General features: G+C 66.3%; 23 protein-coding genes. 6 read left to right on the top strand and 17 right to left on the bottom strand.

The window, feature by feature from the left end:
* Positions 1–90: 90 nt before the first annotated feature.
* From LCI23_RS02330 to LCI23_RS02310, 5 genes are all read right to left on the bottom strand, one after another.
* Positions 91–477: a VOC family protein gene (locus LCI23_RS02330; protein ID WP_224943395.1), complete on the bottom strand. Its 387-nt coding sequence runs from the start codon at positions 475–477 to the stop codon at positions 91–93.
* A gap of 86 nt (positions 478–563) precedes the next feature.
* Positions 564–2,807, bottom strand: coding sequence for a bifunctional (p)ppGpp synthetase/guanosine-3',5'-bis(diphosphate) 3'-pyrophosphohydrolase (locus LCI23_RS02325; RefSeq protein WP_224943394.1), 2,244 nt, complete (start codon positions 2,805–2,807; stop codon positions 564–566).
* Between the two features lie 73 nt (positions 2,808–2,880).
* A complete protein-coding gene (gene rpoZ / locus LCI23_RS02320; RefSeq protein ID WP_056443456.1) occupies positions 2,881–3,084 on the bottom strand; it encodes a DNA-directed RNA polymerase subunit omega in 204 nt (67 codons plus the stop codon).
* A gap of 53 nt (positions 3,085–3,137) precedes the next feature.
* The gene (gene gmk, locus LCI23_RS02315; protein WP_224943391.1) at positions 3,138–3,782 is read right to left on the bottom strand and encodes a guanylate kinase; all 645 of its coding nucleotides are present in this window, start codon (positions 3,780–3,782) and stop codon (positions 3,138–3,140) included.
* Positions 3,783–3,943: 161 nt separating this feature from the next.
* Positions 3,944–4,831, bottom strand: a complete 888-nt coding sequence (locus LCI23_RS02310) for a YicC/YloC family endoribonuclease (protein ID WP_224943388.1) — start codon at positions 4,829–4,831, stop codon at positions 3,944–3,946.
* A gap of 161 nt (positions 4,832–4,992) precedes the next feature.
* On the opposite strand from LCI23_RS02310, the gene LCI23_RS02305 reads away from it, so the two are divergent.
* The 5 genes from LCI23_RS02305 to hemW all read left to right on the top strand — a co-directional run bounded on the left by LCI23_RS02305 (position 4,993) and on the right by hemW (position 9,655).
* Complete coding sequence (locus LCI23_RS02305) at positions 4,993–5,976, top strand: serine/threonine-protein kinase (RefSeq protein WP_224943385.1); 984 nt, start codon at positions 4,993–4,995, stop codon at positions 5,974–5,976.
* 18 nt (positions 5,977–5,994) lie between these two features.
* Positions 5,995–6,930 (top strand): PP2C family serine/threonine-protein phosphatase, encoded by a 936-nt coding sequence (locus tag LCI23_RS02300; RefSeq protein ID WP_224943382.1) that lies wholly within the window; start codon positions 5,995–5,997, stop codon positions 6,928–6,930.
* A 36-nt stretch (positions 6,931–6,966) separates the two neighbouring features.
* A complete protein-coding gene (gene rph, locus LCI23_RS02295; RefSeq protein WP_224943370.1) occupies positions 6,967–7,695 on the top strand; it encodes a ribonuclease PH in 729 nt (242 codons plus the stop codon).
* 143 nt (positions 7,696–7,838) lie between these two features.
* Entirely contained in the window at positions 7,839–8,423 is a 585-nt protein-coding gene (gene rdgB / locus LCI23_RS02290; protein ID WP_224943367.1) for an RdgB/HAM1 family non-canonical purine NTP pyrophosphatase, read from the top strand.
* Positions 8,420–9,655: a radical SAM family heme chaperone HemW gene (gene hemW, locus LCI23_RS02285; RefSeq protein WP_224943354.1), complete on the top strand. Its 1,236-nt coding sequence runs from the start codon at positions 8,420–8,422 to the stop codon at positions 9,653–9,655. Before rdgB ends, hemW begins: the two co-directional genes overlap by 4 nt.
* Positions 9,656–9,700: 45 nt before the next feature.
* Here the strand turns inward: hemW and LCI23_RS02280 are convergent, their stop codons facing one another.
* The 4 genes from LCI23_RS02280 to LCI23_RS02265 all read right to left on the bottom strand — a co-directional run bounded on the left by LCI23_RS02280 (position 9,701) and on the right by LCI23_RS02265 (position 16,525).
* The gene (locus LCI23_RS02280; RefSeq protein WP_224943342.1) at positions 9,701–10,534 is read right to left on the bottom strand and encodes a M28 family peptidase; all 834 of its coding nucleotides are present in this window, start codon (positions 10,532–10,534) and stop codon (positions 9,701–9,703) included.
* 139 nt (positions 10,535–10,673) lie between these two features.
* The gene (locus LCI23_RS02275; RefSeq protein WP_224943341.1) at positions 10,674–12,104 is read right to left on the bottom strand and encodes an efflux transporter outer membrane subunit; all 1,431 of its coding nucleotides are present in this window, start codon (positions 12,102–12,104) and stop codon (positions 10,674–10,676) included.
* An 8-nt stretch (positions 12,105–12,112) separates the two neighbouring features.
* Complete coding sequence (locus LCI23_RS02270; RefSeq protein WP_224943340.1) at positions 12,113–15,271, bottom strand: efflux RND transporter permease subunit; 3,159 nt, start codon at positions 15,269–15,271, stop codon at positions 12,113–12,115.
* 27 nt (positions 15,272–15,298) lie between these two features.
* Entirely contained in the window at positions 15,299–16,525 is a 1,227-nt protein-coding gene (locus LCI23_RS02265) for an efflux RND transporter periplasmic adaptor subunit (RefSeq protein ID WP_224943338.1), read from the bottom strand.
* On the opposite strand from LCI23_RS02265, the gene LCI23_RS02260 reads away from it, so the two are divergent.
* Positions 16,510–17,298 carry a TetR family transcriptional regulator gene (locus LCI23_RS02260; protein ID WP_307727691.1) on the top strand — a complete coding sequence of 263 codons (789 nt, stop codon included), beginning with the start codon at positions 16,510–16,512 and terminating at the stop codon, positions 17,296–17,298. The two genes, LCI23_RS02265 and LCI23_RS02260, sit on opposite strands and share 16 nt — an antisense overlap.
* Positions 17,299–17,386: 88 nt before the next feature.
* On the opposite strand, the gene tal is transcribed toward LCI23_RS02260, so the two are convergent.
* The 8 genes from tal to pgi form a co-directional block, all read right to left on the bottom strand.
* Positions 17,387–18,319 (bottom strand): transaldolase, encoded by a 933-nt coding sequence (tal, locus tag LCI23_RS02255; RefSeq protein ID WP_224943326.1) that lies wholly within the window; start codon positions 18,317–18,319, stop codon positions 17,387–17,389.
* Between the two features lie 40 nt (positions 18,320–18,359).
* Positions 18,360–18,770, bottom strand: a complete 411-nt coding sequence (gene fos / locus LCI23_RS02250) for a fosfomycin resistance glutathione transferase (RefSeq protein ID WP_224943323.1) — start codon at positions 18,768–18,770, stop codon at positions 18,360–18,362.
* Positions 18,771–18,777: 7 nt separating this feature from the next.
* Positions 18,778–19,107 (bottom strand): HIT domain-containing protein, encoded by a 330-nt coding sequence (locus tag LCI23_RS02245; protein ID WP_224943320.1) that lies wholly within the window; start codon positions 19,105–19,107, stop codon positions 18,778–18,780.
* A gap of 7 nt (positions 19,108–19,114) precedes the next feature.
* Positions 19,115–19,615 (bottom strand): GAF domain-containing protein, encoded by a 501-nt coding sequence (locus LCI23_RS02240; RefSeq protein WP_224943316.1) that lies wholly within the window; start codon positions 19,613–19,615, stop codon positions 19,115–19,117.
* A 67-nt stretch (positions 19,616–19,682) separates the two neighbouring features.
* Complete coding sequence (locus LCI23_RS02235) at positions 19,683–20,537, bottom strand: SIS domain-containing protein (RefSeq protein ID WP_224943312.1); 855 nt, start codon at positions 20,535–20,537, stop codon at positions 19,683–19,685.
* Positions 20,538–20,554: 17 nt separating this feature from the next.
* On the bottom strand, positions 20,555–22,024 hold the full coding sequence (gene zwf / locus LCI23_RS02230; protein WP_224943309.1) for a glucose-6-phosphate dehydrogenase: 1,470 nt from the start codon (positions 22,022–22,024) through the stop codon (positions 20,555–20,557).
* Positions 22,025–22,305: 281 nt separating this feature from the next.
* A complete protein-coding gene (locus LCI23_RS02225; protein WP_224943306.1) occupies positions 22,306–23,205 on the bottom strand; it encodes an SMP-30/gluconolactonase/LRE family protein in 900 nt (299 codons plus the stop codon).
* 19 nt (positions 23,206–23,224) lie between these two features.
* Entirely contained in the window at positions 23,225–24,880 is a 1,656-nt protein-coding gene (gene pgi, locus LCI23_RS02220; protein WP_224943303.1) for a glucose-6-phosphate isomerase, read from the bottom strand.
* Positions 24,881–25,138 lie beyond the last annotated feature (258 nt).

The following is a 25,138-nucleotide window of genomic DNA, read 5'->3' as shown; positions in this document are numbered from 1 at the left end:
GTCCGACAGTAATGTTGACATATATTAATAGCCGCAGCAATGCGCGGCTTGGCTGATGTGGTAAGAAAATTACTTCCAAGAGCGGCCCGCTCAAGGACCGGGCGGCGGCTCCCAGAGCTCGACCTTGTTGCCCTCCGGGTCGATGACCCAGCCGAACTTGCCGAACTCGGAATCCTCTCTCTTGTCCAGCACCTGGCAGCCTTCCTCGCGCAGCGCCTGCAGCAGGGCGGCCAGGTCGGCGACGCGGTAGTTGATCATGAAGGATGCCTTGCCGGGCGCAAAATGCTCGTTGCCGGCCTGGCCGATCGACCAGACGGTCATGCCGCCGTCCGACTGGCGGGCCTCGTCGGACCAGGGGAAGACGGCGCCGCCCCATTCGAGCACGTCGACGCCGAGGTGGCGCGCATACCAGGCGCGCAGCGCCGCCGGGTCGTGCGCGTGGAAGAAGATGCCGCCGATGCCAGTAACCCGCTTCATGTGATCCCCTTTCAGCCGAAAGCTTGCTTAATTACAAGTTCGAAAGGCTGACAGGGTATCAATACCTGGGCCCGGCAGCAAGCCGTTCAGGAGCGTTCGCGCTCGACCCGGTTGACGCCGGCCACGCGGCGCAGGTTGCGGATCAGCTGCGCCAGGTGGACCCGGTCCTTGATCTGGATGGTGAAGCGCAGCTGGGTCATCAGGTGTTCGTCGTCCTCGTCCATGCCGACATAGGTGATGTTGGCGTCGGACTCGCCGATCTCGGCCGCGACTCGGGCCAGGATGCCCTTTTCGTTATTGATCAGGAGGCGGATGCGGCAGTCGAAGCGGCGGTTCAGTTCCTCGCCCCACTGGACCGCGATCCAGCGGTCCGGTTCCTTGGCGCGGATACGCGCCGCTGGCAGGCAGTCGCGGGTATGCACCACCAGGCCCTGGTCGCGCCGCAGCTGGCCGGTGACCTGGTCGCCGGGGATTGGCAGGCAGCAGGGCGCGAGCTGCACCGCCACGCCTTCGCTGCCATAGATCGTGACCGGGTCGATGTCGCCGCCCGGCAGCGGGGCGCTGGCCGGCTTGTGTTCCGGGTCGGCATCCATCAGGCCGAAGATGTGGCGCGCCACCAGCTGCGGCATGCGCTTGCCGATGCCGATGTCGGCGTACAGTTCTTCCATCGACTTGGCCGAGGACTCGGCCAGCAGCCTTTCCACCGTGCTGGCGGGCAGCTCGGGCGAGACGTTGCGCGCGGCCAGGGCGCCGGCCAGCAGTTCCTGGCCCAGCTCCACCGATTCGTTCACGTTTACCGTGCGCAGGTAATGGCGGATCGCCGAGCGCGCCTTGCCGGTGCGGACAAAAGACAGCCACGTCGGGCTCGGGCGCGATTCCGGGTCGGTGACGATCTCGACGATGTCGCCGTTGTGCAGTTCGTTGCGCAGCGAGGCCGGTTCGTTGTTGATCTTGACCGAGACCGTGTGGTCGCCGATGCCGGTATGGATCGAGTAGGCGAAGTCGAGCGCCGTGGCACCGCGCGGCAGGGCGATGATCTTCGACTTGGGCGTGAACACGTAGACCGAATCGGGAAACAGGTCGACCTTCACGTGTTCCAGGAATTCGGCCGAGTCGCCGGTCTGCTGCTGGATGTCGAGCAGCGACTGCAGCCAGGCGTGGGTGCGCTGCTGCAGGTCCGACATGTTCGAATCGCCGGTCTTGTACAGCCAGTGCGCCGCCACGCCGCTCTCGGCGGTACGGTGCATGTCCTGGGTGCGGATCTGGAATTCGACCGGGGTGCCGTAGGGACCGATCAGGGTCGTGTGCAGCGACTGGTAGCCGTTGATCTTGCGGATCGCGATGTAGTCCTTGAACTTGCCGGGCATCGGCTTGTACAGGGCGTGCAGGGTGCCCAGCGCCACATAGCAGTTCGGCACCGTGTCGACCACCACCCGGAAGCCGTACACGTCCAGCACCTGCGAGAACGACAGGTGCTTGTTGCGCATCTTTTTATAGATGCCGTACAGGGTTTTCTCGCGGCCATATACCTCGGCCTGGATGCCAGCGCTGGCCAGCTGGTTCTTGACCGCCTCGAGGATCTTCTTGACCACTTCGCGCCGGTTGCCGCGCGCCGCCTTGATGGCCTTGGCCAGCGTGTAGTAGCGCAGCGGGTACAGGTGCGAGAAGGACAGGTCCTGCAGTTCGCGGTAGATGTCGTTCAGGCCGAGGCGGTGCGCGATCGGCACATAGACTTCCATGGTCTCGCGCGAGATGCGGCGGCGCTTGGCCGGGATCATCGCGCCCATGGTGCGCATGTTGTGCAGGCGGTCGGCCAGCTTGATCAGGATCACCCGCACGTCGGACGCCATGGCCAGCAGCATCTTGCGGAAGTTCTCGGCCTGGGCCTCGATCTGGCTCTGGAACTCGATCTTTTCCAGCTTCGACAGGCCGTCCACCATGTTGGCGACCTGGGCGCCGAAGCGCTCGATCAGCTCGTCCTTCTTGACGTCCTGGTCTTCGATCACGTCGTGCAGCAGGGCGGCCATGATGGCCTGCGCGTCGAGCTTCCACTCGGCGCAGATCTCGGCGACGGCGATCGGATGGGAGATGTAGGGCTCGCCCGACTTGCGGACCTGGCCCAGGTGCATCTCGTCGGAGAAGCGGTAGGCTTCCTTGACCTTCTTGAGCTCGGCGGGGGTGAGGTAGTCGGACAGCTTGTTGATCAGCTGCGTGACCGAAGCGACGCCCGGGGCGGGCGCCGGCGCTTCGGCCGCCGGCGGCTTGCCCGGGCGCTTGCCGCGGGCGGGAGGGGGGACTGGATGGGTCGAATCCGGGGAAGACAATTTCATACGTTATATCGATCAGCCAGCATGAAGATCAGCATACCAGAATCGGCGGCCGTCACCCGAGCCCCTGGGGAACTTACATCGGGACTTTCTTCAGCATCTCCAGGCCAACCTTGCCGGCGGCGATTTCACGCAGGGCGACCACGGTCGGCTTGTCCTTCGCCTCGACCTTCGGGGTATGGCCCTGCAGCAGCTGGCGTGCGCGGTAGGTGGCGGCCAGGGTCAGCTGGAAGCGGTTCGGGATGTTCTTGAGGCAATCTTCGATGGTGATACGGGCCATGGTCACTCCTGAATGGACAATAAGCGGCAGCCATACGCGGCGCCGCGCTGTGATTACGTAGGTTGATGCGCGTGGATTCCCAGCTGGGCAAACAAGTCGGCGTTGCGCGCCGCCTGCTGGGCGAATCGGCAACGTGTCGCTTTGACAATCGCCTGCAGTTCCGCGAGGGCGACGTTGAACTCTTCGTTGATGATAGCATATTCGAACTCCGGAGCGTGAGCGATCTCCCCCCCGGCGGCCAGCAGGCGGCGGGTGATGATGTGGGGCTCGTCGGTGCCGCGCTTGTGCAGGCGCTCCTCCAGGGCTTCGATCGAGGGCGGCAGGATGAAAATGCCGGCCGCGTCAGGGAACTGCTTGCGCACCTGGCGCGCGCCCTGCCAGTCGATTTCCAGCAGGATGTCGGTGCCGGTCCGCATTTCCTGTTCCACGCTCAGGCGGCTGGTGCCGTAGTAATTGCCGTGGACTTCCGCCCATTCCAGGAACTCGCCGCGCTCGGCGCGCGCGACGAAGTCTTCCGCCGTCGTGAAATGGTATTCGCGGCCATCCTGCTCGCCCGGGCGCGGCGGGCGCGTGGTGGTCGAGATCGACAGCTTGATGCCCGGTTCCAGTTTCAGCAGGGCGTTGACCAGGGTCGACTTGCCGGCGCCGCTCGGGGCGGCGACGACGAACAGGCTGCCGGAGAGGGCAGGAGTGATCATATTCAATTCCTTGTTTGGTGCGTGGTATTCATCATAACGTTGAACGCGTGGGCAAGAAACTTGCCCACCCTACAAAATCGCTCTTGTAGGGTGGGCGGTCTCCCGCCCACGCGTTCAAGGCCGCTCGCGCATTGTTGCGCGACGACAACAATCCATGTCGATTATTCGAGATTCTGCACTTGCTCGCGCATCTGCTCGATCAGGAGTTTCAGCTCCATCGACGCATCCGCCAGTTCCTTCACCGACGCCTTGGCGCCCAGCGTGTTCGCCTCGCGGTTCAGCTCCTGCATCATGAAATCGAGGCGCTTGCCGACCTGGCCGCCCTTCTTGAGGATGTGGCGTGTCTCGTTGAGATGGGCCGACAGGCGCGACAGTTCTTCCGACACGTCGATCCGGATGCCGTACAGCGTCACCTCCTGGCGGATCCGTTCCAGCACTTCCTGGCGGCTCAGCACCGAAGGGTTGCCATGGCCGGCCAGGCCCAGCGCGTCCTGCATGCGCTCGACCGCCTTTTGCTGGAACTGCGAGATCACCTGCGGGATGAGCGGGGTGATGCGCTTGACGATGGCTTCCATCGCGTCGATGCGCGACAGCAGCATCGCTTCCAGCGCCGCGCCCTCGCGCCGGCGGCTGTCGACGAAGGCGGCGACGGTGGTGGCGGTGAGGGCGGCCACGTCCGCCTGCAGGGATTCCTGGCCGACGGTCGATTCCTCGATCACGCCGGGCCAGCGCAGCAGCTCGGCCACCGTCATCTGCGGCGCCTGTGCGAAATGCTGGCTGATTTCAGCCTGCAGGCGAGCCAGGTCGGCCAACAGTTCCTGGTTCAGCGCCTGCGAGCCGCCGGCGGTCTTGCGGCCGAAGGAGAGGCGGACTTCGACCTTGCCGCGGGTGATCGCGGCCATGATGGCGGCGCGCAGGTCGGGTTCCAGTGCGCGCAGGTCGTCATTGATGCGGAATTGCAGATCCAGGAAGCGCGAGTTGACGCTCTTGATCTCGATGGTGAGGGTGCCGGCGGCGCCTTCGCTGGTGGCTACCGCATAACCGGTCATGCTTGAAATGCTCAATGGGGTCCCCGTTCTTATTCTTCACACATGCCGAAAAACCGGTCACGGACCGCCAGTGCAATGCGCATCCGGTTTATCGAGGTGGCCTTTACAAAGGCGACATTTATCCCACACAATCCCCCTGTTAAGCAAGGAAAGCTTCCTGAATGGCCGCACAGAATAATGCCCCCCTGCCCGATGGCCTGGAAATTGCCGGATATCGCATTGTAAAGAAAATCGCGACTGGCGGGTTCAGTATTGTTTATCTGGCATATGACGGCGAAGGCAATGCGGTGGCCATCAAGGAGTACCTGCCCAGCCAGCTCGCGCTGCGCGCGCCGGGCGAACTCGTTCCCACCGTATCGCGGCCCAACCTGCCGATCTTTCGCATCGGCCTGAAGTGCTTCTTCGAAGAGGGGCGGGCGCTGGCGCGCATCGTTCATCCGAACGTGGTACGGGTGGTGAACTTCTTCCGCGCCAACGAGACCGTCTACATGGTGATGGCCTATGAATCCGGCCACACCCTGCAGGACCACATCGCGCGCCTGCATGCCAGGGGCAGCCGCATGGGCGAGACGGCGATCCGCCAGATGTTCCAGGGCGTGTGCGCGGGCGTGCGCGAAGTCCACGCCAACAAGCTGCTGCACCTGGACCTGAAACCCGCCAACATCTACCTGCGCGGCGACGGTTCGCCCCTGCTGCTCGACTTCGGCGCGGCGCGCCAGACCATCGACATCGACGCGCCCATGCTGGCGCCGATGTACACGCCCGGTTTCGCGGCGCCCGAGCTGTACAGCAAGGGAAGCGCGCTCGGTCCCTGGACCGATATCTACAGCATCGGCGCCGCCATGTATGCCTGCATGACGCGCAGCATGCCGCCGGCGGTGGAGGCGCGCCGCCAGGAGGACGCTAGCTTCACGCAGTTCGGCAAGCTGGCCGGCAGCTATTCGCCGGAGCTGGTGGAGATGGTGCGCGCCTGCATGGCGCTCGATCCGCTGGCGCGCCCGCAAAGCGTGTTCGCGCTGCAGAAGGTGCTGCAGGCGCCGCCCTCGCTGGCGCCGCCTGCCGGCGACGACACGCCGCCGGCGGCGGGCGGCTGGCGCGGCCTGGTCGGACGCCTGGGCGCGGCCGGCCGCAAGCAGCGCGCCTGACAGGAGCGAGGAGCGAAGATGCAGTTTTCCGTCTACCAGCAGACCCACATCGGTGGGCGCAAGCTCAACCAGGACCGCATGGGCTACAGCTTCACGCGCGACGCGCTGCTGCTGGTGCTGGCCGACGGCATGGGCGGCCATGCGGCCGGCGAGGTCGCCGCCACCATCACGCTGCAGACCCTGTCGATGATGTTCCGGATGCAGGCCAGGCCCTACGTGAAGAAGCCGGAGCGCTTCCTGGAAGACGCGCTGGAACAGGCGCACTGGGACATCCTGGCCTATGCCAACGCGCACCAGATGCCGGAGACGCCGCGCACCACGGTGGTGGCCTGCCTGGTGCAGCACAACTGCGCCGTGTGGGCCCACTGCGGCGATTCCCGCCTGTACTGGGTGCGCCGCAACCAGGTGCTGGCGCGCACGCGCGACCACTCGCACCTCGAATACCTGATCGAACGCGGCCGTGCGCGCGAATCCGAACGCAACACCCACCCCGACCGCAACAAGCTGTACAACTGCCTGGGCGCCGGCCAGGCGCCGAAGATCGAGATCTCGCGCCAGGTCACGCTGGAGCCCGGCGACACCCTGCTGCTGTGTTCCGACGGCCTGTGGTCGATGCTGCCCGAGACCGAGATCGTGCATCGCCTGTCCACCTCCACCATCGTGCAGGCGGTGCCGGACCTGGTGTCGATGGCGGCCGCGATCGGCGGCGCGCGTGCCGACAACACCACGGCGCTGGCGATCACCTGGCAGGGCGCCGACACGACAGGATCCAGCCCGCCGGGCGTGATCTCGACCCGCATGCTGCTCGACGACGAGGTCAGCTCGACCATCGTCGCCGGCCAGCCGCTGCCGCCCGGGGCCGAAGCGGCCGACGCCTTCGACGAGGACGCCATCGAGCGGGCGATCGCCGAGATCCGCGAAGCGATCGAGAAATCGTCCCAGCTGCTTAAATAAGCCCCGTTATCACCCCCGTTCTTGCAAAGGTAGGCCATGAACTTCGAACAACGTCCGAGCGGCCGCGCGGTCGACCAGCTGCGCAGCATCCGCCTCACTCGCCAGTACACCCGGCATGCCGAAGGTTCGGTGCTGATCGAGTGCGGCGACACCAAGGTCATCTGCACCGCCAGCATCGAGGACAAGGTGCCCGGCTTCCTGAAGGGGAAAGGGCAGGGCTGGCTGACGGCGGAGTACGGCATGCTGCCGCGCTCGACCCACACCCGCATGGACCGCGAAGCGGCGCGCGGCAAGCAGAGTGGCCGCACCCAGGAGATCCAGCGCCTGATCGGCCGCTCGCTGCGCGCCGCCTTCGACCTGGAGGCGTTCGGCGAGCGCACCCTGCACCTGGACTGCGACGTGATCCAGGCCGACGGCGGCACCCGCACCGCCTCGATTACCGGCGCCATGGTGGCGGCCCATGACGCCTTCGGCAAGCTGGTGGAGCAGGGCCTGCTGCCTGCGGTGCCGGTGAAGCACTTCGTGGCCGCGGTCTCGGTGGGCGTCTACCAGGGCATGCCGGTGCTGGACCTCGACTACATCGAGGATGCCGGCTGCGATACCGACATGAACGTGGTGATGACCGATAGCGGCCACTTCATCGAGGTGCAGGGCACGGCGGAAGGCGCGGCCTTCGACCGCGCCGGCATGGACCGCCTGCTGGACCTGGCGCAGGGCGGCATCGCCCGGCTGGTGGCGCTGCAGAAGGAAGCGCTGGGGCTCTGATCAGGCGGACCGCGCCGCGGCCGGCCGGTGGCGCCACGCGGTGGCGATCACATACAGGCCAAGCACCTGTCAATACGGAGCCCCTCGGCGGCGGCGCGGTGGAAACGGTAAAATAGCGGGCCTGACCCAGCCAGCTTTCCGCCATGACCCAACGCCTGATCCTCGCCTCCAACAACGCCGGCAAACTGAAGGAGTTCGCCCAGCTCCTCGCCCCCATCGGATTCGAATTGCATCCGCAAGGCGAATTCGGTGTCCCTGAAGCGGACGAGCCTTTCGCTACCTTCGTGGAAAACGCGCTGGCCAAGGCCCGCCACGCGTCGCGCCTGACCGGCCTGCCGGCGCTGGCGGACGACTCGGGAGTGTGCGTCAACGCGCTCGGCGGCGCGCCCGGCGTGTATTCGGCGCGCTACGCCGGCGAGCCGAAATCCGATGCCCGCAACAGCGAGAAGCTGGTGGCCGACCTTGCCGCGCACGCCGACAAGTCGGCCTATTACTACTGCGTGCTGGTCTATGTGCGCCATGCCGACGACCCGCAGCCGGTGATCGCCGACGGCCAGTGGCACGGCGAGATCATCGACACGCCGCGCGGGACCAACGGCTTCGGCTACGACCCGCACTTCCTGATTCCGGCGCTGGGCAAGACCACGGCCGAACTCGAACCGGGCGTGAAGAATGCCCACTCGCACCGCGGCCAGGCCCTGCGCGCACTGGTGGAAAAACTGGCATGATCCCGATTAAAGTCGCGGGCGTGACGCCCGACGCACCCCGTTCGCCCGCCACCACCGCGCTGCAGTACCTGCAGCCCGGCGCGCTGAATCTGACGGTCCTGCCGCCGCTGGCGCTGTACATCCACTTCCCCTGGTGCGTGCGCAAGTGCCCGTATTGCGACTTCAATTCGCACGAGGCCAGGGGCGAGCTGCCCGAGCAGGATTACCTGGACGCGGTGCGCCTCGACCTGGAGCAGTCGCTGCCCATGATCTGGGGCCGCAAGATCCATACCGTCTTCATCGGCGGCGGCACCCCGAGCCTGATGTCGGCCGCCGGGCTGGAACGCCTGCTGTCCGACGTGCGCACCCTGCTGCCGCTGGCGCTCGACGCCGAGATCACGATGGAAGCCAACCCGGGCACCTTCGAGGCCGAGCGCTTCAGGTCCTACCGCGACAGCGGCGTGAACCGCCTGTCGATCGGCATCCAGAGCTTCAACGGCGCGCACCTCAAGGCCCTGGGACGCATCCATGACGAAGCGGAAGCCCTGCGCGCGGTGGAGATCGCCCGTACCACCTTCGAGAACTTCAACCTCGACCTGATGTTCGCGCTGCCGTCGCAGACGCTGGCCGAGGCGCGCCGCGACCTGGAGACGGCGCTGGCCTTCGCACCGCCGCACCTGTCGATGTACCACCTGACGATGGAACCGAACACGGTGTTCGCGAAGTACCCGCCGGCGCTGCCCGACGACGACCTGAGCGCCGACATGCAGGACATGATCCTGGAGGCGACCGCCAATGCGGGCTACGAACACTACGAGGTCTCGGCCTATGCCCAGCCGGGCAAGCACGCCCGGCATAACCTGAACTACTGGCAGTTCGGCGACTACCTCGGCATCGGCGCCGGCGCGCACTCGAAGATCTCTTTCCCGCACCGCGTGCTGCGCCAGGCGCGCTACAAGCAGCCGGCCTCCTTCATCGAGGCCGCGAAACGCGGCAATCCGGTGCAGGAAGAGCACGAGATCGCGCGCGGTGACATGGGTTTCGAGTTCATGCTCAACGCCCTGCGCCTGACGGAAGGCTTCGATCCGAACCTGTTCGGCGAGCGCACCGGCATGGGCATCGGCGCCATCACCCAGGCCTTGAACGAGGCCGAGAGCAAGGGTTTGCTCTACCGCGATCACAAGCTGATCAGGCCGACCGAGCTTGGCCAGCGCTTCCTGAACGACCTGCAGGAAATGTTCCTGAACTCGTAGGGTGGACGAGGGGAGGTAGTCCGGTGGACTGCATTCCCGTCCACGCTAGGTGTTCGCCGCCCCCGCCAGCGAGCCGATGGTTCGCGCCAGTCCCTCCAGCACCCGCGCCATGGCCGCGTAATCGCGCCTGTCCGGGGGATCCCGTGCATCCTGCGCCGTGTGGTAGTAGGGATAGCGCAGGAAGGCGGTGTCCGTGATCATCAGGGCCGGGGCGCCCTGCTGCCGGTAGGCGGCGTGGTTCGACAGCGTCACCCCCATCACGTGTGCCGGCGCTGCCAGGCCTTCGGCCGGATGACCGGGCTGCGCCTGGAATGCCGCCAGTGCCTGGCGCACGGGCGCCGAGGATGCGAGCGTGCCGACGTAGGCGATGAAGTTGGCGCTGGCCGTCGCGCCGGGCACGACGTCGGACGCTTTCCCATCCACGAAGAAGACGAATTTCACTTCGGTGCCACGGCTCGGCCGCATGGCCTTGAGCAGGCGCGCCAGTTCCAGCACGGCGGCGGTGCCGCTGGCGTTGTCGCCTGTTCCGCCTGGATCGCGGCTGGCCGGAACGTAGCGGGCGCCGACGATGAAGATGCGCTCGGGCTTCACCCCGGGTGCGGCATTCGATACCGACACCTCGATCTTGCGTACCTGGTGGCCGCCGGTCTCGTCTTCGTGGCGCCGCAGGCGATAGCCATGGCTGGCGAGCGTGGCCGCGATGTGGCGCGCGGCCGCGTCGTGTTCCCGCGCGGCGACCGCCTCGACATGGGTGCGCAGGCGGGCTGACAGGTCGGGAGCCCGGGAGGCGGAATCGGTTTCCAGAGTCAGTGTCGCCAGCGCGATCGCCAGCAGGATCGCGATGAGGACCTTCCAGTGTGAGCGGACGAATTTGCGCATGGCAGTCGGGCGGTTAGCCCCCAGGCGGTCATGCGTCCAGTGTAGCGATTTGTGCAAACGGGCAGCGCTTCGATTCCGCGTTTCAATTCGCCGCACGCTTGCGCCCAAAAGAAACAGGCTGCCGAAGCAGCCCGTTTCATCAGCGCGCCGCCGCCGGCGCCGCGGGTTCGGTCCAGCCGCCCCCCAGCACGCTGTACAGCGTGACCTGGTTCTGCAGGCGCTGCAGGTTGGCCTGCACCGCCTGCTGCTGCGCCTGGAACAGCGCGCGCTGGGCGTCGAGCAGCTCGAGGTAGCTGGCCGCGCCGTTACGGTAGCGCAGGTCGGCCAGGTTGAAGCGGTCGGCTTCGGCCTCGGCCACCGCGCGCTGGGCGCGCAGCTGCTCGCCGAAGGTCGACTGCCCGGCCAGCGCGTCCGCCACTTCGCGGAACGCGGTCTGGATCGCGCGCTCGTACTGGGCCACGGCGATGTCGCGGCCGGCGCGGGCCGAGCCCAGCACCGCCGTGTTACGGCCATAGTCGAAGATCGGCAGGATGGCCTGCGGCGCGAAGCTCCAGCCATAGGAGCCGCTCTTGAACAGGCCGGACAGCTCGCTGCTGGCGCTGCCCACGCTGCCCGTCAGCGAAATGCGCGGGAAGAAGTTGGCGCGCGCCGCGCCGATGTTGGCGTTGGCCGCGATCAGCTGCTGCTCGGCGGAACGGATGTCCGGACGGTTGGCCAGCAGGTCCGAAGGCAGGCCGGCCGGCAGGTCGGGCAGCTCGGTCGAAGCCAGGGTGGCGCCGCCGGCCACGGTGTCCGGCACCGGGGTGCCGACCAGCAGGGTCAGGAGGTTGATGTCCTGGGCGCGCTGGCGCTGCTGCGCGGCCAGCGTGGCCAGCGCGGTTTCCACCAGCGAGCGCGCCTGCTGCAGCTCGAAGCGCGAGGCGACGCCGTTGTCGAAGCGCAGCTGGGTCAGGCGCAGCGATTCCTGGCGCGTGCCCAGGGTGCGACGCGTGATGTCCAGCAGCTCGTCGTCGGCCAGCAGCTGCAGGTAGACCCTGGCCACCGACGAGACCAGGCTGATCTGCGCCGACTTGCGCGCTTCCTCGGTCGCCAGGAACTGCGCCAGCGCGGCTTCCGACAGGTTGCGCACGCGGCCGAACAGGTCCAGCTCGAAGCTTGTGACGGACAGGCCCGACTGGTAGACGCTGGCGATCGGCTGGTCTTCGCCGGTGGTCTGGCGCGAGCCGCTGATGCCCAGGCCCACCGTCGGCAGGCGATCGGCGCGCTGGATGCGGTACTGGGCGCGCGCCTGCTCGATGTTGGCGATCGAGACGCGCAGGTCACGGTTGTTGGCGAGCGCCTGTTCGATCAGGCCGCGCAGGCGCGCGTCTGGGAAGAAGCGCTGCCATGCGATGCCGGCCGCGGCTTCGCCCGCCACCTGGGCGGAGGGCGCGCTGGCCGCCTTCGGCAGTTCGGGGAAGGCCTGGGCCACGGGTGCCTGTGGCCGCTCGTACTTCGGCGCCAGCGACATGCAGCCCGAAAGCAGCATTGCCAGCGTGAGGGCAAAGGCGGGCGGAGTCAGTGTTTTCATTGTGTGGATCATGGTTGTTTTCCTTCGACGACCGCCGCGTCGGCATGGTGCGCGTACTTGTCCTGCTGGCGCTTGCTGCCCTTGAACAGCTTGCGCACCACCACGAAGAACAGCGGCACGAACAGCACGCCCAGCGTGGAAGCCGTCATCATACCGCCCATCACGCCGGTACCAATGGCGCGTTGCGAGGCCGAACCGGCGCCGCCGGCGATCACCAACGGCAGCACGCCGAGGATGAAGGCCATCGAGGTCATGATGATCGGGCGGAAGCGAAGGTGCGCCGCCTCGATCGCCGCTTCCATCGGCGACTTGCCCTGCGCCTGCAGGTCCTTCGCGAACTCGATGATCAGGACCGCGTTCTTCGCCGCCAGGCCGACGATGGTCACCAGGCCGATCTTGAAGTACACGTCGTTCGGGTAGCCGCGCATCATCGCCGCCAGCACCGCGCCCAGGATACCGAACGGCACCACCAGCAGCACCGACACCGGGATCGACCAGCTTTCATACAGCGCCGCCAGGGCCAGGAAGATCGCCAGCAGCGAGAAGGCCATCAGGATGCCCATGGTGCCGCTGGAGAGCTGTTCCTCGCGCGACTGGCCGGTCCACTCGAAGGCGAAGCCGGCCGGCAGCTTGCCCGCCAGGCGCTCCATCTCGGCCAGTGCGTCGCCGGTCGAATAACCCGGCTTGGCGTCGCCCGAGATGCTCATCGCCGGGTAGCCGTTGTAGCGCAGGGTCTGCATCGGACCGGTCACCCAGCGGGTGGTCGCGAACGCGGACAGTGGCACCGGCTGGCCCTGGACGTTGAGCGCGTTGATGCGCAGCAGGTCGTCCGGCTGCATGCGGTCCTTCGCATCGGCCTGTACCACGACGCGTTGCAGGCGGCCGGCGTTCGGGAAGTCGTTCACGTAGCTCGACCCGAGCGAGGTCGAGATCGCGGAGTTGATCGCGTCGAAGCTGACGCCCAGCGCCTGCGCCTTGTCGCGGTCGATGTCCAGGCGAACCTGCGGCGCGTCTTCCAGGCCTTCCGGACGCACGCCGGCCAGGACCGGGCTCTGCGCCGCCATGCCGAGCAGCTGGTTGCGGGCCGCCAGCAGGGCTTCGTGGCCGTTGCCGCCGCGGTCCTGCAGGCGGAAGCTGAAGCCGGTGCCACGGCCCAGTTCGGGAATCGGCGGTGGCGACAGCGCGAAGATGAAGGCGTCGCGGATGCCAGATAAGCCGCCGATGATGCGGTTGGCGACCGACTGTGCGTCGGAACCTGCGCCCTTGCGCTCGTCCCAGTCCTTCAGCGGGATGAAGGCCAGCGCCATGTTCTGGCCGGCGCCTGAGAACGAGAAGCCCAGCACGCTGACCATGTTGGCCACTTCCGGCTGCTTCATGATGAAGTTTTCGGCCGCCGTCATCACCTCGTTGGTGCGTTCCAGCGTCGCGCCTGGCGGCAGCTGGATGTTGGCGATGACGTAGCCCTGGTCTTCGTTCGGCAGGAAGGAATTCGGCATGCGGGTGAAGAACAGCGCCACCAGGCCGCAGACCAGCACGAAGGCCACCAGGCCGCGGCCCGAGTTGCGGATCAGCTTGCCGACCCAGCCTTCATAGCCCTTGGCGGTAGCGCCGAACTTGCGGTTGAACCAGCCGAAGAAGCCGCGCTTGTCGTGGTGGTGGCCGGCCGCGACCGGTTTGAGGAAGTGCGCGCACAGCGCCGGGGTCAAGGAAAGCGCCAGGAAGGCCGAGAAGGCGATCGACGACACCATGACGACGGAGAACTGGCGGTAGATATTGCCCACCGCGCCGCCGAAGAAGGCCAGCGGCACGAACACCGACATCAGCACCACGGTCACACCGACGATGGCGCCGGAGATCTGGCCCATGGCCTTGCGGGTCGCTTCGAGCGGGGGCAGGCCTTCCTCCGACATGATGCGCTCGACGTTCTCGACCACCACGATGGCGTCGTCGACCACGATACCGATCACGAGCACCATGCCGAACATGGTCAGCACGTTGATCGAGTAGCCCAGCGCCAGCAGCGTGCCGAGCGAACCGAGCAGCGCCACCGGCACCACGATCGTTGGAATGATCGTGTAGCGGAAGTTCTGCAGGAACAGGTACATCACCAGGAACACCAGCACCAGCGCCTCGACCAGGGTATGCAGCACCTGCTCGATCGAGATGTCGATGAACTTCGAGCTGTCGAAGGGCACGGTGGCTTTCACGCCGGCCGGGAAGAACTTCGACAGTTCATCCATGCGCTCGCGCACCAGGCGCGCCGTCTCCAGCGCATTGCCGGACGGCGCCAGCTGCACGCCGATACCGGTGGACGGCTTGCCGTTCAGGCGAGCCGAGGTGCCGTAGCCCTGGGCGCCGATTTCGATGCGCGCCACGTCCTTCAGGCGCACGGCCGAGCCGTCCGGGTTCGCGCGCAGCACGATGTTGCCGAACTGTTCGACGGTGGAGAGCTGGCCGGTGACGACCACGGTGGCGGTGATTTCCTGGCCTTGCGCCAGCGGCAGTTCGCCGATGGTGCCGGAGGCCACCTGGGCGTTCTGGCTGCGGATCGCGTTGTTGACGTCGGCCGGGGACAGGCGGAAGCCCACCAGCTTGGCCGGGTCGATCCAGACGCGCATGGCGCGCTCGGTACCGAACAGCTGCGCGGTGCCGACGCCCTTGATGCGCTGGATTTCAGGCAGCACCGTGCGCGAGGCGTAGTCGCCCAGCGCGATCGGGTCCCACTTCGGATCGCTTGATGAGAGGATGGTAAACAGCAGGAAGTTCGCGCGCACCTTGTCGACGCGCACGCCCTGCTGGTTCACCGCCGCCGGCAGGCGCGGGCTTGCCCTCGACAGGCGGTTCTGGACATCCACCTGGGCCAGCTCCGGATCGGTGCCGGTTTCAAAGGTCAGGGTGATCGAGCCGCTGCCGTTGGCGGTGCTGCTCGATTCCATGTAGACGAGGCCTGGCGAACCGTTCATCTCGCGTTCGATGACGGAGATGACCGAGTCTTCCAGGGTTTGTGCCGAGGCGCCCGGGTAGGCGGCATTGATCACGATCGATGGCGGCGCCACGTTCGGATACTGGGCGACCGGCAGCTGGGTGATCGAGACCGCGCCGATCACCATGATGAACAGCGCGATCACCCAGGCGAAAATAGGGCGGTCAATGAAGAAACGTGCCATGAATTAGTCCTGTTCTTTCCTGACCGCTCAGTTGCGCGCCGGGGCGGTGGCCGGTGCTGCAGCCGGTGCCGCGCCGGCCTTGCCGGCAGCCTGCCAGGGCACGGTCTTGACCGGGGTGCCTGGCGGCAGCATCTGCAGCTTCTGGAAGCCATCGACCATCACGCGTTCGCCTTCCTTCAGGCCTTCGGTAACGATCCAGTTCGAGCCCTGCTGCGAGGCGATCTTGACGGTGCGTGGGGTCGGCTTGTTGTCCGCGCCGACCACCATCAGGGTGTCGCCCTGCGGGCCGCCGCGGGTGACGGCCTGCTGCGGCACCACGATGCCGTTCGGCAGCTGGGCCTGGGCCAGGCGCACGCGCACGTACTGGCCCGGCAGCAGGCTGTTGTCCGCATTCGGGACCGTGGCGCGCAGGGTCACCTGCCCGGTGCCCGGATCGACCGTGATGTCGGAGAACTGCAGGCTGCCCTTGGCGGCCAGCTCGCTACCGTCGTCGAGGATCACGCTGACCGGCGCATCCTTGACCTTGCCGCCAGCCTGCCTGCGCAGGCGCTGCAGTTCGCTGGCCGACTGGGTGATGTTCAGGTACATCGGGTTGGTTTGCTGGATTACTGCCATCTCGGTGGCCTGGGCGCTCGAGACCAGCGCGCCTTCGGTCACCAGCGCGCGGCCGATGCGGCCCGAGATCGGGGCGTACACGTTGGCGTAGCTGGAATTGATCTGGGCGATGCGCACCTGGGCGCGGGCCGCTGCGACGGCCGCTTCGGCCTGCTTCTGGGCGGCCACGGCATTGGTGTATTCCTGCTTGCTGATGGCGTTCGCTTCGACCAGCGGCTTGTAGCGCTCGGCCTGGGCGGTGGCCTGGTTCAGGGTCGCCACCGCGCTGCCGACGTCGGCCTGGGCCGCCGCGAGGCGGGCCTGGTAGGGCGCCGGGTCGATCTGGAACAGGGACTGGCCCTGCTTGACCTCGCTGCCTTCGGTAAACAGGCGCTTGAGCACCACGCCATCCACGCGCGCGCGCACCTGCGAGGTGCGGACCGGCTCGGCACGCGCCGGCAGTTCGGTCAGCAGCGCAACCGGTTCATACTTGGTGGTGATGACGCCGACTTCCGGCGCCGGCATGGCGCCGCCGGCGCCAGCGGCCGGGGCGCCGTCTTTCTTGCCGCAGCCCGACAGTAGCGCGAGCGCGACCAGCGTGCCGGCGGCGATCCGGCTGAGTGAAGGGGTCCTGGTCAGGGAGGATGGGTCTGAGCGCATTTACGTATGCTTCCTTCTCGTTGTTGTTTCGACATCCTGCGCAGCTTCCGGAAGCGTACGCGAAATGCCACTGGCTTTTACGAATGGTTTTATATACTATCACGGCTGTATGTTTATTGCTGGAGCAGCCCCTCAAACGGGAGGGCAGACAAAAAATGGCACGTAAAACCAAGGCGGAAGCTGCTGTGACCCGCGACAGCATTCTTGACGCTGCTGAAAGATTGTTCGCTGAACAAGGCGTATCACGCACGACTTTACAGCATATTGCAACTGCGGCGGGCGTGACGCGCGGTGCGATCTACTGGCATTTCCTGGACAAGGGCGCGCTGTTCAATGCCATGTTCGACCGTGCCAAGATGCCGATGGACGAGGCGATGCAGGTGCTGGACAACCAGCGCGACGTCAAGGATCCCCTGTTGTGCCTGCGCGACGACATGATGACGGTGCTGCGCATCGTGGTCGAGGACGAGAAGGCGCGCCGCGTGTTCGAGATCGCCACGCTCAAGACCGAGTTCATCGACGAAGTCGATTCAGTGCGCGCACGCCGGCGCGAGTCGATCGCCCTGTGGCAGGACCGCATGGAAGGGCACCTGAAGCAGGCGCAGGAGAAGGGCATGCTGCGCGCCGGCGTCGGCACGCTGGCGGCCGCACAGGGCGGCTGGATCCTGGTCGACGGCCTGATCCGCAACTGGATCTTCGAGCCGACCTTGTTCGACCTGCTGGAGCTGGGCGGGACCGTGATCGATACCTACCTGGCCGGCCTGCGCGCGTAACCTGGGCGGCTCCATGGGGGGCGCGATAGCACCTGTGCCGCATGCGCCGCCCACGCTGTGGAAAAGCGCACCGTCGTGCGCTTTTCCTTTACTTCATCATTTCTTCGATCATCTTCTTCAGCTTGAGCGAATCCGCCACGAAGGCGCGGATCCCTTCGGCCAGCTTCTCGGTGGTCATCGCATCCTCGTTGAGCATGAAGCGGAAGCTCTTCTCGTCCACCGCGATCTTTGCGATGTCGGCATTCGCATCGGCCACCAGCTTGCGCTCGACCGGCGCGTCGCTGTCGGCCAGCTTCTGCAGCAGGTCAGGCGAGATGGTGAGCAGGTCGCAGCCGCTGAGTTCGAGGATCTGCGAGGTGTTGCGGAAGCTCGCACCCATCACTTCAGTGTCGTAGCCGAACTTGCGGTAGTACTGGTAGATGCGCTTGACCGACTGCACGCCCGGATCGTCCGCGCCGGTATAGTCGGTGCCGGTCGACTTCTTGTACCAGTCGTAGATGCGGCCGACGAACGGTGAGATCAGCTGTACGCCCGCCTCGGCGCAGGCCACGGCCTGGCACAGCGAGAACAGCAGGGTCAGGTTGCAGCGGATGCCTTCCTTCTCCAGGATCTCGGCGGCACGGATGCCTTCCCAGGTCGAGGCGATCTTGATCAGGACGCGCTCGCGCGCGACGCCGTTCTTTTCGTACAGGGCGATCAGCTCGCGGCCCTTGGCGACGGTGGCTTCGGTATCGAACGACAGGGCGGCATCGATCTCGGTCGAGACGCGGCCCGGCACATATTTCAGGATCTCGACGCCAAAGGCGATCAGCAGGCTGTCGACGATGGCCTCGGTCGAGGCGCCGTTGGCATCGGCGACGGCTTTTTCCAGCAGCGGACGGTATTCCGGCTTCTGCACGGCCTTCAGGATCAGCGACGGATTGGTGGTCGCATCCTGCGGCGCGTAGGCCTTGATCGACTGGAAATCGCCGGTGTCGGCGACGACGGTGGTGTACTGCTTGAGCTGTTCGAGTTGGTTCATGGTAGTGAGGCGGGAAGGTTGATCAGGAAGTCTGCGTGGTTCAATCGAAAAACCGCATGCCGGCGTAGGGCCGGTCGCGGCAAGTGGCCAGGCGGCTGGCGAGGTTGCCAACATGGGCCTCCAGCTGGTGCCCGTCCGGGTCGAGGAAATAGAAGGAATCGCCTTCGCTGCTGTTGCGCTTCCATTCGATTACGCCGGCTTCGAGCAGGCGGGTACGAAAGGGCGTGAAGTCGTGCGGCGCAATGGCGAACGCATAATGCGTGTAATCGGGTTGGGCGGATGATCTGCGTGACCGGTCCAGCGACACGCACAGCCACAGGTCGCCCAGGGTGAGGTAGGCGCCGGTATCCCATCTGGCAGCCGGTTTGAAGCCCAGCAGGCCGACGTAGAAGCCGAAGCTGCGCTCGACGTCGCTCACGGCCAGGGTCAGGTGGTTCAGCGCGGTCAGCATGGCCCGGTCAGCGCAGCGGGCTGCCATGTGCGACGTGGAAGTGCAGGTGTTTCGAGTCCTGGTACTTGCCGAGGTTGGTGACGACCCGGCAGGCGCCGTGGTCATGCTCGACGTCGGCGGCGACCTGGCGCACGACGTCCAACAGGCGATAGACGAGCTCCGGAGAGTGGCCGCCCAGGTCGGTCAGCGAAGGAACGTGTGCCTTGGGCACGACTACGATGTGCACCGGGTAGAACGGACGCGTGTGGTGAAAGGCGAGGACGTCCTCGGTTTCCCTCACCACCTCGACCGGTGTCCGGCCGCTCAGGGCCTCATCGCAATAGAAGTCGCTTGACATCGGTCTCTCAGGCGAAATCGGTGCCATCCATGAACGCGGCCAGCATGCGCTCCAGCCCTTCACGGTCTTCGTCGGAAAAACGGTCCGGCAACGGGCTGTCGATGTCGAACACGCCGAGCACTTCGCCATCCTTGACCAGCGGGATCACGATTTCCGAATTCGAGGCCGAATCGCAGGCGATGTGGCCCGGGAAGGCGTGCACGTCTGGCACCACGATGGTCTTGCGCTCGGCGGCGCTGGCGCCGCATACGCCGCGCCCGAAAGGAATGCGGGCGCAGGCCGGCTTGCCCTGGAAGGGGCCGACCAGCAGGTCCTGGCCGTCGCCCTTGCGCGCCGGGACGGTGAAGTAGAAGCCGGCCCAGTTCAGGTCGGCCAGGGTGTCGTAGACGAGGGCGGAGAACTGGGCGGCGTTCGCCATCAGCTTGCGTTCGCCTTCGAGGACGCTCTCGACCTGGCGCTCCAGCAGGGCGTAGTCGGGACGGGAGCTGCGTTCAGGATTGATGTGCATTGGCGTGGCCCGTGGTGCGATGGAAACCGGGTATTTTACACCTGTGGCGGATTTGCTTCGCGCCGCTTCAGCCGATGAAGGAATCGAACTGCATGTCGAACTCCTGCAGCGCCTTCTGCGCGTTCTGCATCTTCTTGCGGAACTCCGGCCCGCGCCGCAGCGCCAGGCCGACCGCCAGCACGTCGATCACGACCAGGTAGGCCAGGCGCGCCGAGATCGGCGTATACGGGTCGATTGCGAACACCAGGTCGATCGGGATGAACAGGGTGGCCACTTCCGCCAGCGGGGTTCCCGAAGGCGCCAGCACGATCACATCGGCCCCGCCGCGCCGCGCCAGCTTGGCCGAGCGGGTCAGGGACGGGTTGTTGCCGCGCTGCGAGATCGCCACCACGGCGTCGCCCTCGCGCAGCAACGCCGCGGCGATCGAATGGATCGCCGGGTCGGCATAGGCCACGGTCGGCACGCCCGAGCGGAAGAACTTGTGCTGGGCATCGGCGGCAACGAAGCCCGACGAGCCCTGGCCGTAGAACTCGATCTTGTTGGCGCGCGACAGGATGTCGAGCGCTTTCTGGATCAGCTCCGGCTTGAGGTTGTTGCGCAGGTCGAGCAGGGTATTGATCGAGCGGCTGCAGATCTTGTTCACCAGGTCGGCCGCCAGGTCGTCCGGCGCCGGCTGCTCGTTCGCGCCCGGCAGCGCCAGCGCCAGGCCCTGCGCCAGTTTCAGCTTGAACTCGTGCCAGCCGTCGTAGCCGAGGGTGCGGCAAAAGCGCACCACGGTCGGCTCCGACACCTGCGCGCTTTTCGCCAGCGCCGTGATGTTCTGGCTGACCGTGTTGGCGGGTGCGGCCAGCACCGCGAGCGCCACCTTGCGCTCGGATTTCGAGAGCGAGTCGAGCTGGGTGCGGATGGAATCGAGCAGCATGGGCGCTCCGTCAGGAATCAGTCTTCGGGCAGCGCTTCTTCGCGCCACTGCAGGCCATCGCGCCCGATCAGGGCGCTCGCGGCGGCCGGGCCCCAGGTGCCGGAGGTGTAGGGCAGCGGCGCGCTGTCGTTCTGCTCCCAGTATTCGAGGATGGGCTCGACCCATTCCCAGGCCGCTTCGAGCTCGTCGCCGCGCATGAACAGGGTCAGCTGGCCACGCAGCACGTCCACCAGCAGGCGCTCGTAGGCTTCCATGCGCGGGCTGGTGAACTGTTCGCGGAAGTCGAGCTCGAGCTCTGCCTGCTTCAGGCGCATCGAGTCGCCCGGGGTCTTGGCCATCAGGTTCATCGACAGGCCTTCGTCGGGCTGCAGGCGGATGACCAGGCTGTTCGGCTGGAAGCTCGACGTCGGCTGCTTGAAGATCGAATGCGGGATGGGCTTGAAGCGCACCACGATCTCGGCCAGGCGGTCGGCCATGCGCTTGCCGGTGCGCAGGTAGAAGGGCACGCCGGCCCAGCGCCAGGTGTCGATTTCGGCCTTCATGGCGACGAAGGTTTCCGTCCGCGAGCCTTTCGGTGCGTCCGGTTCGTCGCGGTAGCCCGGCACCGCCTGGCCGTCGATGTGGCCGGAGCGGTATTGGCCGCGCACGATGTTCTGCGCCAGCGTGGTGGGCGTGAAACGCTTCAGCGAGCGCAGCACCTGCAGCTTGGCGTCGCGCACCGCGTCCGGCGCGATCGAGGTTGGCGGCTCCATCGCCACGATGCACAGCAGCTGCAGCAGGTGGTTCTGCAGCATGTCGCGCAGGGCGCCCGAGGTGTCGTAGTAGCCGAGGCGGTTGCCGACCCCGATCTTCTCGGCGATGGTGATCTGCACGTCGGAGATCCACTCGCGGCGCCACAGCGGCTCGAACAGGATGTTCCCGAAGCGCAGGGCCAGCAGGTTCTGCACGGTCTCCTTGCCCAGGTAGTGGTCGATCCGGTAGATCTGCGACTCGGCGAAGACCTTGCCGACGTCGAGGTTGATCTGGCGCGCCGAGGCCAGGTCGCGGCCGAGCGGCTTTTCCAGCACCACGCGCGAGTTCGGCGTGGCCAGGCCGGTCCTGGCCAGGTTGTCGCAGATGGTGGCGAACAGGTGCGGCGGCGTGGCCAGGTAGTAGACCCGGGTCAGCGCCGCGTCCTGGCGCAGCGCCTCGACCAGCGGGCCGAAGCTGGCGGCGTCGGTGGCGTCCAGCGCCACGTAGACGATACGCTGCAGGAAACGCGCCCAGGTGGCGTCCGCCGGCACTTCCTTGATGTGCGGCTTCGAGTTCTTCTCGACGAAGCGCAGGAACTCCTCCTGCGAGAACCTGTCGCGGCCCACGCAGACGATACGGGCGGTGGCGGGCAGGTCGTCGCAGACGTCGCGCGCATACATCGCGGGGAGCAGCTTGCGCATCGCGAGGTCGCCGCTGCCGCCAAAGAAAACGAGGTCGAAATCGGAAAGGGCCATGAAAGTACCGGAACTGGATGGATAGCTGATTGTGTAAATTTACTACACAGATACCTGCTTAGCAAGAAAATCTACTACGTGACCGGACTGTTGGGGGGGGCGGCGCTTCCCACACCACCGAGGAACCCACTGCCTTTGCGCCGCCCACGCCGTGATTGCTCACGGCAAGATCATCCGGCGCACGAGCGGAGCCGCCGCATATCGCCGCGTGGGCGGCATTCGCGCCGTCGCCATGCACCTCATGCGGTGCAGGCGCCCACCCTACGTGGCGGGCACGCCCTTCAGCGGTGCAGGTACTCCGGCTCGACGCGTCCGGCGATGTCGAGCCTGATCGACAGCAGCTTGCCGCTGAGCGGATAGCGCGCCAGCTCCTCGGCCGGGCGGCCATGGCTGGCGCTGGTGATGTACAAGGTGCGCAGGTCGGGGCCGCCGAAGGCGACCGAGGTCGGGCAGCGCACCGGCAGCGCGATCTCGCGCAGCACGGTGCCGTCGGGCGCCAGGCGCAGCACCCGGCCGCCTTCGAACATCGCGACCCAGTAGGCGCCTTCGCTGTCGACGGTGGCGCCATCCGGGCGGCCGCCGTAGTCAGGCGCGCTCTTGTCGGTGGCGAAGGTCTTGATCGTGCGCCCCGCGCCATGCGTGCCGGTGGCCGGGTCGTAGTCGTAGCAGTCGATTCGGTGCGAGGTGGTATCGGCATGGAACATGGTGCGCCCGTCCAGGCTCCAGGCCAGGCCGTTCGAGTTGGTCATGCCGCCCTGCCAGGCGCGGCGCAACTGGCCGCGTTCGAGCACGTACATCTCGGCCAGCGCCTGGTCGCGTGGTTCGTACATGGTGCCGACCCAGAAGCGCCCGGCCGGATCGACGCGGCCGTCGTTGAAGCGCACGATGCGGGTGTCGTAGGGCGCGTCGGCGATCGGGGTTTCCTTGCCGCTGGTCGTGTTCAGGCAGATCAGGCCCGTGCGCAGCGAGACCACCAGGTTGTTGTCGCCGTCGACCGCCAGGGCCGAGGGCTCGGAACCCATCTTCCAGCTCGAATACTTGCCGCTGGCCGGGTGCACGCGGTGCACGCTGCGGCCGTTGATGTCCACCCAGTACAGCGCCGACTCGACTTCATGCCAAGTCGCCGCTTCGCCGACCAGCATCGGCGCTTCATGCACCACTTCGAATTTATCCGTTGCCATGTAATAGAAAAGGTAAGGTTCAGAACGCGTCCCTGGCGCGGGCGACCAGGCCGTTGGTGGAGCTGTCGTGCAGGTCCGGCTGGGGCTCGCCCGCCAGCTCGGCCTCGATTCTCTTCGCCAGCACCTTGCCCAGTTCGACGCCCCACTGGTCGAAGCTGTTGAGGTTCCAGAGCACGCCCTGCACGAAGGTCTTGTGCTCGTACAGCGCGATCAGGGCGCCCAGGGTGGACGGGGTCAGGCGCTCCATCAGGATCGTGTTGCTCGGGCGGTTGCCGGGGAAGGTCTTGTGCGGGGCCAGGCGTTCCACTTCTTCCGGCGGCAGGCCCTGCGCCTGCAGGTCGGCGCGCACTTCGTCGATCGTCTTGCCCTTCATGAAGGCTTCCGACTGGGCGAAGCAGTTGGCCAGCAGGGCGCGGTGATGCTGTTCCATCTCGTGCGCCGGGCGCAGCGCGGCAATGAAGTCGATCGGGGTCAGGTCGGTGCCCTGGTGCAGCAGCTGGAAATAGGCGTGCTGGCCGTTGGTGCCCGGTTCGCCCCAGATCGCCGGGCAGGTCGGGGTGTCGACCGGATCGCCGTCGCGCGTGACCGACTTGCCGTTGCTCTCCATGTCGAGCTGTTGCAGGTAGGCCGGGAAGCGGTTCAGGTCCTGGTGGTAGGGCGCGATCGTGACCGAGTGTGCGTCCAGGAACTCGCGGTTCCAGAAACCGACCAGGGCCAGGATCATCGGCATGTTCTGCTCGATGGGCGCGTTGCGGAAATGCTGGTCCATCTCGTGGGCGCCGGCCAGGAAGTCGGAAAAATAGCCAAAGCCCACCGCCAGCGCGACCGGCAGGCCGATCGCCGACCAGACCGAGTAGCGGCCGCCCACCCAGTCCCAGAACGGGAACATGTTGGCAGGGTCGATGCCAAAGGTTTTAATCGCCTCCACGTTGGTCGACACCGCCACGAAATGCTTCGCCAGCGCGGCATCGGCCGACTCGGCCGGCACGCGCTCGAGGAACCAGCGGCGCGCGGTCTGCGCGTTCATCATGGTTTCGGCGGTGGTGAAGGTCTTCGAGGCCACGATGAACAGCGTGGTTTCCGGATCCACCTGCGACAGGGTGGCATCCATGTCGTGGCCGTCGACGTTGGACACGAAATGCAGCGCCAGGCGCGGATGGGCGTAGTGGCGCAGCGCCAGCACCACCATCTTCGGCCCCAGGTCGGAGCCGCCGATGCCGATGTTGACGATGTCCGTGATCGGCTTGCCGGTATGGCCCAGCCATTCGCCGCCGCGTACCGCGTCGGTGAAGCTGCGGATGCGGTCGAGCACCGCGTGCACCTCGGCGTCGACGTCCTGGCCATCGAGCACCAGGGTGCTGCCGCGCGGGGCGCGCAGCGCGGTGTGCAGGACAGCCCGGTTTTCGGTGTTGTTGATGCGTTCGCCGGCGAACATGGCGTCGCGCTGGCGCTCCACGCCACGCTCGCGCGCCAGCGCGGCCAGCAGTTCAAGCGTGCGCCCGTCGAGGCGATTTTTTGAATAGTCTAGGAACAGCCCCGCCGCCTCGCTAGAGAAGCGCTCGAAGCGCTGCGGATCGGCGGCAAACAGCTTGCGCATCTCCCAGTCTTCGGCCTCGAGGGCGTGGTTTTCAAGGGCCTGGAAGCTGGCGGTACTGGTCAGGGAAGGCTGGCGCATAAGAGGGTGTCGATGAGCGATGCCGATGGCACAATGTTGTCAATAGCAGATTAGCGAATAATACAGGAAGACGCCGTAAATTCACTACACAAAGATGCCGGCGCCGGTTCCTGGATGCCGTAGGGTGGGCAGATTTTCTGCCCACGCGGTCAGCGGCGCGAGTGAGTGGCGGAAATCCGGCAGCACGGCAAACGGCCGTTGTCCGCGTGGGCGGGAGACCCGCCCACCCTACGGCCAGGCCGACGACCCGATCAAAAA

Source organism: Massilia sp. MS-15 (assembly GCF_020176695.1).
GTDB lineage: Bacteria > Pseudomonadota > Gammaproteobacteria > Burkholderiales > Burkholderiaceae_D > Telluria > Telluria hydrophila.
This window is presented reverse-complemented; position numbering and strand designations above follow the sequence as displayed.